This is a genomic window from Shewanella alkalitolerans, from assembly GCF_019457575.1.
GTDB classification, from domain to species: domain Bacteria; phylum Pseudomonadota; class Gammaproteobacteria; order Enterobacterales; family Shewanellaceae; genus Shewanella; species Shewanella loihica.
On sequence record NZ_CP080422.1, the window covers coordinates 1,442,336 to 1,455,258 of the forward strand.

The window sequence follows — 12,923 nt, forward strand, 5'->3', positions numbered from 1 at the left end:
AAATCAGGCAGTGTCATTGAAAAATACACTGCCTTTTCTTAAGCCGGGTCTTAATAAATGACATTGGCGAAAAATCTGAAAGATAAAAGGTAAAGCATGAGCAACATTCATGATCATAAGATCCTCATACTCGATTTTGGATCTCAGTACACGCAATTGATTGCCCGCCGTATCCGTGAGATCGGTGTCTACTGTGAGCTTTGGGCCTGGGATGTGTCTGAAGAGCAGATCAAAGCCTTTGCGCCTAACGGCATCATCTTGGCCGGTGGCCCAGAAAGCGTTACCGCCGACAACTCGCCTCGTGCACCTGAATATGTGTTTAACGCCGGCGTACCAGTGCTTGGGATCTGCTACGGCATGCAGACCATGTCAGAGCAGTTGGGCGGCAAGGTGATCCAAGGCGTAGGTGAAGGTGAATTCGGTTATGCCCAGGTAGAAGTTCAGGCGGCATCTGAACTGTTCAAGAGCATCGAAGATGCGGTCAGCGACAGCGGCAAGGCGCTGCTTGACGTCTGGATGAGCCATGGTGACAAGGTTTCTGAGATCCCTGAAGGCTTCGTGACAGTGGCTAAGACAGATACCTGTCCTTACGCTGCAATGGCCAACGAAGAGAAGCGTTTCTACGGGGTTCAGTTCCACCCAGAAGTGACTCACACCCGTCAGGGCAAGCGTATGCTGGAGCATTTCGCTCTGGATATCTGTCAGTGTGAGGCTAACTGGAAACCTTCTTCTATCATCGAAGACGCGGTTGCTCGTATCAAGGAGCAGGTCGGCGATGACGAGGTTATCCTGGGTCTGTCCGGTGGTGTGGATTCTTCTGTTGTGGCCATGCTGCTACACCGCGCCATCGGCAGCAAGCTGACCTGTGTGTTCGTGGACAACGGTCTGCTGCGTCTGAACGAGGCCGACCAGGTGCTCGAGATGTTTGGCGATCACTTCGGCCTCAATATCGTTCACGTCGACGCCGAATCACGCTTCCTCGACGCGCTGGCCGGTGAAGCCGAGCCAGAAGCCAAGCGTAAGATCATCGGCAAGGTGTTTGTCGATATCTTCGACGAAGAGTCACGCAAGTGCGTTAACGCCAAGTGGCTGGCCCAGGGCACCATCTATCCAGACGTTATCGAGTCAGCAGGCAGTGCTACCGGTAAGGCTCACGTGATCAAGTCACACCATAACGTTGGTGGTCTGCCGGACGATATGGAGCTGGGTCTGGTCGAGCCGCTACGCGAGCTGTTTAAGGATGAAGTGCGTAAGATAGGTCTGGAACTTGGCCTGCCGTATAACATGCTTTACCGTCACCCATTCCCTGGCCCAGGCCTGGGGGTACGTGTACTGGGCGAAGTGAAGAAAGAGTACTGTGACTTGCTGCGCCGCGCCGATGCGATCTTCATCGAAGAGCTGCACAAGGCCGATCTGTACAACAAGGTGAGCCAGGCCTTTACCGTCTTCCTGCCGGTTCGCAGTGTTGGTGTGATGGGCGATGGCCGTAAGTACGACTGGGTAGTATCCCTGCGCGCGGTGGAAACCATCGACTTCATGACGGCGCACTGGGCACATCTGCCATACGATTTCCTTGGCAGAGTCTCAAACCGTATCATCAATGAGATCGACGGCATCTCTCGCGTGGTTTACGATATCTCGGGTAAGCCACCTGCAACCATCGAGTGGGAGTGACCGGTACTGGCTGGCAACGGCAGGCTTTATGCCGTCTGGTAGATGGAATTACAGGGTACTCTGCTCAACGTGCTAACGTGAGCCTGTAATAGCTTAGCAAGGATGCAAACATGTTGCCGTTGCCGGTTGGCAGGGAAGGGAGGCCAGCCCGAGTGTCGGCGCACCGCTGCATGTGTGCCATCGCCCGGAACGCACCTTCCTTTATCAACTTTTGGCTCGTGGCTTTATTGCGATTGTTGAACAGCAGCTGAGCCAGAGCCAGTGGCTGGCCGGTGAGTACTACAGCATGACCGACAGTATGCTGACGCCATTTTTCGATCATCTGGAGGGTATCCCAGTGCTGGATGAACAGGGGTCGGTTTTTGCAGCGGGATCAGTCTGTGCGGATTATTTACAGCGGGTCAGGGCCTGAAGCTCCGCCTGGGTGTTGGCAGAGTCTTGATATTTCTAATGCTTATATACATCTGCCATGAGTTATAGTTACTGGCAATTCAACATGGAGGTTAGACAGTGACATTTAGGGATTTGTTCAAGCTAAATACGGAAACAGCGGCACCGGTTATTCAAATCATCAGTCACGAAACCTTGCGTATTCGCGCTTGCTGCATTCAGGTAGCCACAGACCTGAACAGAGACCTCTACGTATGGAACATGCCGCAGGGCTTGAGAAAATACGATTTCGAAGACGGTTCCTGGGAATCGAAGGATGAGGGTGAACAGCCTCAGGAAGCTCTGGAGTGGCTGGTTGAATCTTCGCAAGACCAATCTGAATTCATGCTGCTTCTTGAAGACTTCCATCATTTCCTGAATGAGCACACCCTGATCAGCCGCTTGCGTGCATTTGCGATCGCCGTTGCCAGCCGTGAAATCAATAACGTCACTGTTGTGTTATCCCAGCCTGCTCCTTTACTGCCTCCAGAATTGGAGAAAGAGGTACAGGTGATGGAAATGCCATTACCGGATACCGATGACCTCAAAACTCTGATGCGACAGGCCAAGCAGCGATATGAACTGGGCGACAGGGACTATCAAGAGTCATCCGCTCTGATCGAGTCTGCACTTGGTCTCTCAACCAGCGAAGCCCAACTGGCTTTCTCAAAGGCCGCTTGCCAGTTCAGACGTCTCACCGAATCTGAAATCCCTTTTATCGTTAAAGAAAAAGAGCAGGTGATTCGCAAGAGCGGACATCTGGAATACTTTCATCCGAAAGCCACGCTCGACGATATCGGCGGCCTCGATAACCTCAAATCCTGGCTGAATCGCCGTCGTCAGTCGTTCACCAAAGACGCCCGTGATTTTGGCCTGGAAACTCCCAGAGGTGTGTTGCTGCTCGGTTTGCCGGGTACAGGTAAAAGCCTGGCCGCCAAAGCAGTGGCTAATGCCTGGCAACTGCCTCTGTTGCGTCTGGACATGGGCAAAATCTACGGCGGTATTGTGGGGCAGTCGGAGGCTAACATCCGTTCGGCACTACAAACTGCCGAAGCACTGGCGCCCAGTATTCTCTGGGTTGATGAAATCGAAAAAGGCCTGTCAGGCCTGCAGAGCTCCGGTGCAAGCGATGGCGGCACTACGTCTCGGGTGCTGGGTACCTTCCTGACCTGGATGCAGGAAAAGGAAAAACTGGTGTTTGTGGTCGCGACTGCCAACCATATCGCCCAATTACCACCAGAGTTGCTACGGAAAGGTCGTGTCGATGAAATATTCTTTGTCGATCTGCCGGTGCAGCAGGATCGCAAAGACATTATCTCTATTCATCTGAAACGCCGAAATCGGCTGGATGATTTTTCGCCTGCGGAACTGGATGAACTCGCGATTGCCAGCAAGGGCTTTACTGGTGCTGAATTGGAAGAAGCCGTTAAGGAAGCCATGTTTCTGGCTTTTGACGAAGGCCACCAGTTAAACAAGGACGATATCCTCAAGGCCATTCAGGCCACCTCGCCACTGTCTTTAACCATGGAGGAAATGATTCAGGATACCCGTGCCTGGGCCAAGGGGCGCGCTGTGGCTGCCAGCTCTGCCGAGCCAGAAGCTCTGGATCTTTCCAGCAGTAAAAAGCCCCGTCTCAAACAGGAAGGCGAAAACCCGTTCGTCAAAAAATAACCAGGACCATTTGTTATGGAAAACCCGTTTTTTACTGCTCTTGAACAGCAAGGCTTCAAGGCAGACACACTGGACAGCCAGACCAATAGTGTCCTGATGCCGTTTATGCATTACCTGAATAACAGCATCAAGGCACTGGAGAACAAGGAAGTCAGCTGCGAATGGAAGCCTGTCGCCAACAAGCGCTATCAGCTCAAGCCTGACAAACTGATCTGGCAACTGTTGCCGGTGAGCGAAATTGAAGTTGTGGCTGGTAAGCAAGGCTGGTTTGAAATTCTCACCGTTGATGGAGAGCTACCCGATGCTGATTTTGACCCGGATGAAGACGACCCTATTCGACAAGGCAAAGGTAAAGGACGACGAGAGACAGATATTCCCAACGGTGGTTATAGCGCCTCGGATCATCAGCTGTATTTGCCTGACCTTGAATTAGACGACGATCCTATCTCATGGAGCGGTTATCAGCTGGAACTGCGTCGACTGGCTGTTCAAATTGACAAGCTGGACTCTGTTTATATTGATGGCCAACTATGTAAAGTGATGCAGCAAAATGGTGCTGGGGTGACTGTGCAAGGCCACGTGAAAGCCGGTAGCAAACTGTCCATTGGCGGGCAAGATACACCTTTCACTTTGATCACTGGATTGGACGAATCCAGGCTTAAGCAATGGCAAGCCAAATCCGAAGGTAATAGTTGGTTGCTGTTTTCAGAGTCACGTCCTCAGGTTGACGGTCATAAGCTGGACGACATTACCAGTAAGCAACTGGCAAGGCTGAGTTGTGATCACTTTCAATGTCAGGAGCATTCTCTGCAAAGTGAACACTGGGATTTGAAGGTTGAAAGCCTTGCCACAAAGGGGGATCAGAAGGACAAAAGCCAGGTTTTGGTACTCGAGAGTCGAGGAACGGAACAACTGAAGGATTCTGATGTTCTGAAATGCTCCGCTTTTCCTCAGCTATCCTGGACAGTGGAGTCTGCCAAAGTCGAAGAAAAATGGGTTCAACTGATCGAAAAAGACAGCGGTGACGACACAGGTAAATCCGATCTGGATTACTTCTTTGGCGATAACCAGAACATTAAGATTCTTGATTCCACCCAGCGTAAAAATGACGATGGTTTTCGTGTGCTTAAAGCACGTCAAGAAGAGCGCCAGATCCTGCTGGCCAGAAATATCAAAGGCAAGAAAAACTGGAACAGCGAATATCCATCCCAACAGGGAAAAACGACTGAGATTCGTGTCAGCGTAGACACCAGCCAGCTCAAACGCCAGAAGGATGCCATCAATCAGTTGATGAATCGCCCTTCAGTAGGCCATTGGCCGCTGGTTCATATGCTGCAGAAACGTGGGCAAGTCCGTTGGCCAGACGTTCAGCCGCAGCAAATTCCCGAGTCCAGTTGGACAGTACTGACAGATCCAAACTTTGATGGTTGTGATCGTCAGCGCGAGTTTGTCGCTAAGGCCCTAGCGAATGAGGACTTCACCATTCTGGATGGCCCGCCAGGTACAGGTAAAACTACCACCATTCTTGAACTGATCATGCAGCTGGTGTTGCAGGGCAAGCGTGTTCTGTTGTCAGCTTCGACCCATGCCGCGATCAACAATGTGTTGGAGCGGATCAAGGAAAACCCAGCGCTATCGGCACAGATCTTTCCGTTGCGCATCGGTGACGAAAACAATGCCATCGGTGTTGAAGAATTCCAGTTCGATAATATGCTCAGCGGTCTTCAGAAAATCCACGGGTGTGATCAGCTCAGCAAGCAGCTAATGGTGGATTCTTCCAATCTGGTTTGCGGTACTACCATCGGCATTCTGAGACTTTTCAATGACCGCGAGGTGTCGCTGGATTCAGGCGAGCCACCGTTTGATGTGATGATCATCGACGAGTGCAGTAAAACCACTTTTCAGGAATTCCTGGTGCCTGCCCGCTTCGCCAAACGCTGGGTATTGGTAGGCGATGTGCGTCAGCTATCGCCGTTCACTGATCGTGAGCAGATCGTCGCCAACCTCGATAATCTGATGCTGGTTCCACCAAAAGGTAAAATACCCGGTCAGAACCTTCCTGCTGCAGTCCAGCAAGCCTGCTTCCTGCTGGAGGAGCTGCGAGGTAACCATCGGAATCCCTATTCCCATCCAGTGTTGGTGCCTGTTACCCATGACGTTGCAAGTGCATTGGTTGCAGAAATTCGAACACGTACTTCGCTGCCAAAACTTGCCAAGGGCCTGGATAACCTGTTGGTCGTAATGGCAAACGCGGGACGTGATGCAGATAGCCACATGGTTGGCTTGAAACAGATTCAGCGGAATCCTGAACAGCTGTATAGCCACAATTTACTTTTTGTCGAAGAAAGCTGTCTGGGGGAACTGACTGGCTGGATTCCTGACGATATGCTGGTGCTGCATCCCGATTGGTGTCGTACCCCCCAAGCGGCGCAACATAGAACCACAGATACCGGTTGGAAGCCATTCAAGGTTAAGACCTCTGAATACACGGATACCGTTCATGTTCATAAAGAAATGCTCGAACGGATCGATAGCACCAAATGGTCGGAAGAGGTTTGTTGGCGTCTGGAGCGCGAGTACTGGCTGCGGTTATCCACCAACCAAAAGCAGAAAACCGGTTATCTGGAAGATACTCTGGAACGGCTTTTCCCCAAGTCAGTATCGGCGGATGGCCGAATTCATGTACTCAAAAATATTGCCTTCCCATCGATTCTGGAGGCCCTATCGGGGGATGGACTGGTCAAACGTAAGAGCGACGAACCAACGACCTTGAATCAGGGGTTTGATGCTTCTGAGAAGTCCCGACGCTATACGACGCTGACCTATCAACATCGGATGCATCCGGATATATCGGCATTCCCTCGACAGCAATTTTACCCCAAAGGTGTTTTGGCCGATGGAGGCAAAACGACTTCCGACCGGGCATGGAACTATCCGCGATATAACTCCCGAAATATCTGGTTGGACATTCGGGGAACCACATTACGGGGCAATAGTAACAAGCAGGAAACACAGGCTCTGATGACTGAGCTGAAAGCGTTTTGTGATTGGGCAGAACGCAAAAGCAAAAACAAAAAAGGCGAAGCCTTCGACGTTGCGATTTTGACCTTCTACAAAGGTCAGGAAAAAGCCCTGCGGGAAGCCCTTCAAAAGCTGCCGGGTAATGCCTATCGTTATGCACGGTTTAATTTCAAAGGCATATCGATCAAGTTGGCGACGGTGGATTACTTCCAGGGTCAGGAAGCGGATGTGGTGTTCTTGTCGATGGTGAATACCCATCGTGATGGGTTTATGGACTCGCCCAACCGTCTTAACGTTTCCATTACCCGTGCCCGTTACCAGTTGGTGATTGTCGGGCATCATGAATATTTCTCTCAGGGCTCCCGTACGCTGGAGCTAAAGAAACTCGCAGAATCCTGCTGTGCTTCGACTGCAAGTAGCACAAAACAGCCGCACCATCATGCAGGTAAGAAAGGGAAATCTCATTAATGAGTGGCAATAAAAACAACAGAATGAAGTCGTTAGCGGAACATAAAGGGAATGCTTCAGGAGAGGCTGCTAATCAATCCAGGCCTGGCAAACATGCTGATAGTAAAGCAGGCTCGCTAGCCTTAACGCTCAGCAGAACTGTTCAGCTGAAACGCTTTCCCATCATCGCCAGATGTACGTTTTTGCGGAAGCGCCCCGATCTGGTGTCCTTGTTAAAGGGCGTTAAGAACAATCCTGCCGATGTTCCTTCTCGACTTAAGGTGTATCTAAAACGGGAAGCGCTGTGGGATGAATCAGGCATCTCGGATAAAGGCCAGCAAGTTATAGATAGCGGCTTGTTCGAAGCTAAAGAGCGAGGTCTTTATCATATCTGGTACACAGATAATGATCCGTTGCTGAGAACTCGTCCGGTCTTGATGCAGCGAGATACGGCGTTCTTTGATCCCAATATGAAAGGCTGGAAAAAAGGAGCGGACGCAGCTTGGTCAGAATTCCAAGTAAAGCAGCCTGTACAGCTGAACGTTCTGGAAGAGTCCTTTGTCGATCGTAACAAGACTGAGCCTAAGCATTACAGCCTGCAGCTGGCATCGCTCGAACCCGAAGTGATTTGCTCGCCCGAAAAATCAGCAGAGATTGAGCTTGAATGGACGCTCGACTTTTCGCAGTCGCTAGTCAGCCTAAAAGGCCAGTTGGATATGTTGCAATTCAAACAGAACAAAACCGGCTCTCGTCCAGAAGCTCTGGCTCTCTCCATTGACGATTTTGGTGATCGTCTGGACGATGTCATGGCGGCTATCGCCGGAGAATTCGACGGCAACTGGCTGCCTGATAACCGTCGTATGGAAACTCAGCTTGAACAGATTCAGCGTTATCCATCAGCTGTGCAGAAATTCCAGATAGGCGGTTTTAATCTCTCGGGTCTGACAACTGCTATGGGTGAATTTCAGTCGGTTCAGGCCAAATTTATTCCCATTCAGCCAGCTGACCAATCTGATGCTGAAGATTGGCATCGCTTTTGGTTGGAAGACTTCTACAGCAGCAAGTACCACTCATCGGCGGAGGCCCGTAAACAGCAGTCACAATGGCTGGATCATATCGCCTTGAATGATTTTGAACTGCCGCTTAAAGAACAGCAGTCCTTGCTGTCAGAGATTTCACGCGAAAGTCAGCCGCAGGCTTATTGGCATGTTGCGGCAATGGCGGATCTCACTTCGTCCAGAGGCCGCAAGTTGCGGATGCCAATCAGCTTGGTAAATACTGATCTACTGGATCTTGGTGAGTTATTGCAACAGCTGACAGGTGGTGAATATATCGAACACTTCATCTATTCAGATCGTTATGTACATACCCCACGTCAGAGCCGCAACCTGAAGTCAGTGGCTGCTTATTTTACTGATGCTGATGGCTTGCTGTTGACGCTGGATAGGCAGCACGGAAAAGAAGCAGAACTGCCAGACAGCTGGTCGCGCGAAATCCTGCAAAAGCAAAATGATAACCACGGTCGCTACTGGATTCTGGTCGGTACGGAGCATACCTGGTGCTGGGAATGCAGCAGCGGGCTTGATTTTATTCGTGAGAGTGGTGGCCGATTTATTGTTGATGGCTCACCGACCTTCACTCCGAAAGAAGAGGATGAGCTGCCTCGATACTTGCAAGACCAGATCAATAACACCGTAGCGGAGGCTCTCTGATGACACGGATCGTACCTCGTCAGGAACAATTTCGAATCGATTACCAGAATGAGCATTTGCCTGCTTTGTTCAGCAAACAGGAGTCTGATGCAGACTTCAGTAATTCATTGGATTCATTCTATCCTGGCAAACTCATTGTTGAATACGTCAGTGGTTCTCGTCTTACTCTGCTGATTGCCTGTGAAAATCTGAAAGATGAATCGTTGATTCAGACCATCAAAGAACAGGCCGAACAAGGCGTTCGTATTTATCTGCTGCTGGGCGACAAAAATGCCAACAAGGCGGCAATTGATACCCTGTCTGGTCGTTGCCTGATCCGTACTGGCGTGAGCCAGCAAGGTGCTCTGATACTGGTGGATCACACTACCACTCAGGCACAAGGGCTGCTGTTAATGTCGGGTCAGCCTCTGGTGTCTGCTGATCAATCTGCTTGGGGAATGCAGCTGGAATCGCAACAGACCGATGACAGTTTTCGCAGCTTCTGCAAATTGTTCTGGGAGCACAGCAACGAGGAATACCTGCAACAGAACCAGCAGCAATCCAGTGTGCAACATCCGGATGGCGTGGTCGTTACCAACCACTCCCATCAGCTATGCGGCACCTTGAACGATTGTCTGGGCGATACGCTGGAACATCTGCAAGCGGCTACTCATTCGGGTTTTGGTGCTTCCGGTGATAGCTGGCGGTTGCTATTGGGAACTCAGTCCAGTGAAATTTCAAAGCAGGCTCGTACAGGCGTTGTACTCAGCGATAACCGGATACCGTCATTGTTGTTATCGAATGAGGGTAACTGGCTACTGCCAGATCAAACGGATTTTTCTGCTGCTAACTGGTGCTTAAAGCTATCAACACAGCAAAGCCATAAACTTGAGCAAGCATACGAACAGGCCTTTGAGGAGGCCGCCTGGCAATATCAAGCCAAAACAGCGATAGGCGAATGCGATTATCAACAACGACTCCGTTTCGCTGATCAACCGGGTCTGGAATGTGTAGTTGAGGACGTTCGTGAAATCGAGCTTGAAGGTATCAGCACCCAGAGTATCGACAGCTTCCTGAGTGATGATGTCAAACAGCTGGCATCCGGGGTGACGGCTTGGCAACGCAGCCAGCTTGCCCACTTTATTGATTATGACGTGGTCGTACACCCACCTTACTGTCCGGAGGGTGCAAAGCCGGATGCCTTGTATCAGGCCTGGAAAAGTTCAGAACAGGATTGGCAGCAACGACTTGAAGTACTGACTACAGCCCAGTCCAACATCGACCAACAGCAAGATGGCATCGCTGACAAGTTAAGAGGTTTTATCAAAGGGTTCTTGCTCGGGCAGGGACAATCGGTGAAATCCTTGAATCAGGAAATCGACGTCCTCAAAAATTGGTCCGTTATTACAGCAACGCCAGCGGAACGAGAGCAATATCGTCAGCGTCTGGAATCCTTGCAGGATAAAATTCGTAGGCGTGGTGCCGATACCGAGCGGGAGCTGGATAAAGCCGAGAAAAATCAGCGCTGGGAGCAGCGTCGTGATGCATTAAAAGCCGATCAGTCGAAGGTGAACGAGCTGTTGAAACAGAAGTTGTCTGATCTTGAACAGTTGGAAAAGAATAAGGCCGAGGCCACTTCGCAGGTTGAGCGAAAATTCAGCGATAGCTGGGTTGCAGTGGCCGAAAAGCTGACAGAACAGCAGGTGAATGAGATCGAAATCAACGACCTCAAGCCTGAACAGTTTCTGGCTGAAGCTTTGCCAGAGATACCTCTGGCAGCACCAAAAGACGCTGATGAGCTGGAAAAGCAGGCTCGACAAGAAGCTATTCAACAAGCCAAATCCAGACGTGAAGAATTAAAACAACAGGCTCGCCAGGCCTGTATAAAAATCAAACGAGAAGCTCTGCAAGCCATGGATGTAAGGCAGGCAAACAACTGGAAAACAGTCATCAAGGAAAAGGTCTGGAAAAAGCATTACAGTGCTTTTGAACGCTGCCTGGCTGATCGTGAACAAGGCCTGAAGAAAATCGAGCGTGATATTCAGGAGGCTCAAAAAACACTGGATAACAGCAAAGTAGACCAAGAGCAAGCAGAAAAAGCACTGAATGAACACGGTGCATCGTTTGTGTATCTGCAGAAACAAGCATCCGATGCCTTCGCCAAACAGCTCGGTCTGAAAGGTAATACAGCTGCTGAAAACCAATTCCCGTGGCCATCAGAAGAGCTGCCAGCAGAAGGAACGGAACTGCGTAAATATCAGCAAAATCGTTACCTGGTGGTATTTGATACTGATCAGATTAATCAGGCTAGACAGGATGCTGAACGTTTGAACGCAAAAATTGTATGTGACAAGGAGTCCACCAATGCCTGAACAAAAAATTACCCTGACGATTGATGACGATGGGGCCATCACTGCCAAGACCAGTGGCTTCAAAGGCGAAAGCTGCCTGGAGGCACTGGATAAGTTGCTGAATCTGGACGGTGTCGTCAGCAACATTAAAAAGACCGATGAATATCATCAGCAGCAGACCCAACAGGCGAATCGGGTTCAGTCACTCAAGGGGAAGTCCTGATGAGTGCTGTAATCAAAACCGCTACGCCATTTGTGATTGAAGAAGTGCTGATGGAGGCTCTGACAGCGGTTGGGGCTGAACCACAAAGAGTCACTTCAAGTGATGTTGATTTTGTTCAGCGCAATCGACTTCAGATTGGGGATATTCTAACGAATCGTAGTGATTACAACGGCCGCCAGCTATTTCGGTTTGAGCGAGATCGTTGGGTAATGATGCATGATTCAGATGAGTATGCAGGTCGTACCGTCGATCGCTTTTCAGAAAAGGGTTATATCAAGGTTTCCAGATTTCTTACTGATGTGAGTGGTGCTTACGAATCTGCTTATGAAAAGCATCTGGAAAAACTGGCTGAGCAGGAGCGAATCCGCCTTGAGGAAGAACGTAAAGCTAGGGTTGAAACTACTCGCCAGCAAGCCATTGCCAAGGCCAAATCCCAGGGCTACTCCGTTAAGGAAACCACCAATAGTAAAGGCCAGATTCAGCTGGTACTGACCCGTATGGTGTAGCTGTGCGACAGGACTATGGTGAGTACTTCAACGTTGCGCATATTGAACCAGAAAGCCATATATATGGGCCTGGTAAACGTTACGTTATTTGGCTCCAGGGCTGTTCGTTAGCTTGTGAAGGATGCTGGAATCAGCAGATGTGGTCATTTGAGCCTGAACAATTGATACATCGGGAGCAATTATTGGATGACATTCTTCAATACAGGGATATTGATGGCATAACCCTACTTGGAGGTGAGCCTCTACAACAGGCATCAAACACACATTGGTTATTAAGCTCTTTCAGGCGCTCCTCGGGCTGCTCGACGGTTTTATATACCGGTTTTACGTATAGTGAGCTAGTAAAACGCAGGGATTGGGCGTTGCTCAGAGAACATTGTGACTTGATGATAGCCGGTCGCTACTCTTCTTCTTTAAGGAATACGAATCTTCGTTGGAGGGGCTCGTCAAATCAGGAATTAATTTACTTGGCGGGGGGCAGAATTCCTCTGGATCCGCCAGAAGACGCTAACGAGGTCGAAGTCATTATTGATGAAGATGCTGCTATCAGAGTTCTTGGTTACCCGGACAGCAGCTTTTTCGGGACTTTAATAGATTCTGAGTGACTTGGATTTGTCCAGCCAGACTTACAGCCCCTAGGTGTTGAGGTCGGCATCTGTTGCCAGCCTGGTGCGGGCCTGTTGCAGGTCTGCCGTGTAGTTCGGCGATGGCGACAAAGGCATCCAGTGATGCCAGTAACTGCCGGACATTCTCGGCCGTCGGCTGCACCGGCCCGCAGTGGGTCAGGCACATAAACCTAGGTTCAAGTGCGACCAGCTGTTCGAAGCTGGCACGAAGGGCTAGTGGGTCTAAGTGCACCGGTGAAAATGCTGTGACTGCTGCTGTCGTGAATACAGAAATGGTGTTTGGC

The 12,923-nt window shown here is 50.2% G+C and carries 9 protein-coding genes; all 9 read left to right on the plus strand.

From position 1 onward, the window contains the following. Positions 1 to 96 precede the first annotated feature (96 nt). A complete protein-coding gene (guaA, locus tag K0J45_RS06430; RefSeq protein ID WP_011865100.1) occupies positions 97 to 1,674 on the plus strand; it encodes a glutamine-hydrolyzing GMP synthase in 1,578 nt (525 codons plus the stop codon). A gap of 172 nt (positions 1,675 to 1,846) precedes the next feature. Continuing rightward, positions 1,847 to 2,086 carry a hypothetical protein gene (locus tag K0J45_RS06435; protein WP_220044699.1) on the plus strand — a complete coding sequence of 80 codons (240 nt, stop codon included), beginning with the start codon at positions 1,847 to 1,849 and terminating at the stop codon, positions 2,084 to 2,086. A 98-nt stretch (positions 2,087 to 2,184) separates the two neighbouring features. Next, complete coding sequence (locus K0J45_RS06440) at positions 2,185 to 3,774, plus strand: AAA family ATPase (protein ID WP_220044700.1); 1,590 nt, start codon at positions 2,185 to 2,187, stop codon at positions 3,772 to 3,774. Positions 3,775 to 3,789: 15 nt separating this feature from the next. Continuing rightward, positions 3,790 to 7,263: an AAA domain-containing protein gene (locus K0J45_RS06445; protein ID WP_220044701.1), complete on the plus strand. Its 3,474-nt coding sequence runs from the start codon at positions 3,790 to 3,792 to the stop codon at positions 7,261 to 7,263. After that, positions 7,263 to 8,954, plus strand: a complete 1,692-nt coding sequence (locus K0J45_RS06450; RefSeq protein WP_220044702.1) for a hypothetical protein — start codon at positions 7,263 to 7,265, stop codon at positions 8,952 to 8,954. Before K0J45_RS06445 ends, K0J45_RS06450 begins: the two co-directional genes overlap by 1 nt. Then, positions 8,954 to 11,305 carry a hypothetical protein gene (locus tag K0J45_RS06455; RefSeq protein WP_220044703.1) on the plus strand — a complete coding sequence of 784 codons (2,352 nt, stop codon included), beginning with the start codon at positions 8,954 to 8,956 and terminating at the stop codon, positions 11,303 to 11,305. The genes K0J45_RS06450 and K0J45_RS06455 overlap by 1 nt, the downstream gene beginning before the upstream one ends. Next, on the plus strand, positions 11,298 to 11,507 hold the full coding sequence (locus K0J45_RS06460; RefSeq protein ID WP_220044704.1) for a DUF2997 domain-containing protein: 210 nt from the start codon (positions 11,298 to 11,300) through the stop codon (positions 11,505 to 11,507). Before K0J45_RS06455 ends, K0J45_RS06460 begins: the two co-directional genes overlap by 8 nt. Beyond that, positions 11,507 to 12,013 carry a hypothetical protein gene (locus K0J45_RS06465; protein WP_220044705.1) on the plus strand — a complete coding sequence of 169 codons (507 nt, stop codon included), beginning with the start codon at positions 11,507 to 11,509 and terminating at the stop codon, positions 12,011 to 12,013. Before K0J45_RS06460 ends, K0J45_RS06465 begins: the two co-directional genes overlap by 1 nt. A 2-nt stretch (positions 12,014 to 12,015) precedes the next feature. Beyond that, complete coding sequence (locus K0J45_RS06470; protein WP_220044706.1) at positions 12,016 to 12,618, plus strand: 4Fe-4S cluster-binding domain-containing protein; 603 nt, start codon at positions 12,016 to 12,018, stop codon at positions 12,616 to 12,618. The last annotated feature ends 305 nt before the right edge of the window (positions 12,619 to 12,923 follow it).

Excerpts from the sequence above, each read along its gene's own strand:
- guaA (WP_011865100.1), top strand. The coding sequence starts at position 97 with ATGAGCAACATTCATGATCATAAGATCCTCATACTCGATTTTGGATCT.
- K0J45_RS06445 (WP_220044701.1), top strand. The coding sequence starts at position 3,790 with ATGGAAAACCCGTTTTTTACTGCTCTTGAACAGCAAGGCTTCAAGGCA.
- K0J45_RS06450 (WP_220044702.1), top strand. The coding sequence starts at position 7,263 with ATGAGTGGCAATAAAAACAACAGAATGAAGTCGTTAGCGGAACATAAA.
- K0J45_RS06455 (WP_220044703.1), top strand. The coding sequence starts at position 8,954 with ATGACACGGATCGTACCTCGTCAGGAACAATTTCGAATCGATTACCAG.
- K0J45_RS06460 (WP_220044704.1), top strand. The coding sequence starts at position 11,298 with ATGCCTGAACAAAAAATTACCCTGACGATTGATGACGATGGGGCCATC.
- K0J45_RS06465 (WP_220044705.1), top strand. The coding sequence starts at position 11,507 with ATGAGTGCTGTAATCAAAACCGCTACGCCATTTGTGATTGAAGAAGTG.